General features: G+C 59.8%; 1 protein-coding gene and 1 pseudogene. Both read right to left on the reverse strand.

From position 1 onward, the window contains the following. On the reverse strand, positions 1–254 hold a 254-nt coding region (locus AC1DT3_RS23595; RefSeq protein ID WP_477467573.1), incomplete at its 3' end, for an Hsp20 family protein. 179 nt (positions 255–433) lie between these two features. Then, positions 434–597, reverse strand: a pseudogene (locus AC1DT3_RS23600) (argininosuccinate lyase); the annotation flags it as partial.

The raw sequence follows: 597 nt of genomic DNA on the forward strand, positions 1-597 counted from the left end.
GCTTTGTCGTCGGCCTGTCGTCCCCGGATCACGAGCTGGTTCTCCTCCAAGGTCACCTCGAGCTGGTCCCGGGTAAATCCGGCAATGGCCAAAGTGATCCGAAGGCGCTCGGGATCATTCCCCGTCCGCGCGATGCGTTCGATGTTGTAGGGCGGATATCCGTCGCCTGCCGCCTTAGCGACCCGGTCAAGCGCCTGCTCGATTTCGTCGAAACCTAACAGGAAAGGATGCCCGAAGGGCGAATGACGCGACATAGTCGAAGCCCAAGTTGTAAAGGCACTTCGGTTGAAAATGAGCCCGCTCATGCAGCACTCAGGCAGACCCTGACGGCTCCGCCACCGAGGAATATGGAGGCTCGGACGCGGCCTATCAAGACCTTGAGTGAGGCCCGCACCATCATCTTGATATCATTCACGAATCGCTTGAATTCGCCTTAAAGACGACCGCGCCACCAGGCGATCTGTTCGGCAACGAGAACGGGCGAGGTGCCGCCGAAGCTCTGCCGTGACTTTACGGAATTCTCAACGCCGAGCACTTCGCGGACGCCACGATGAATGCGCGGCTCGACCGCCTGCATCGCCTCGAGCGGAAGATCCT

The sequence above is a fragment of the Microvirga sp. P4_G7 genome, from assembly GCF_056401005.1.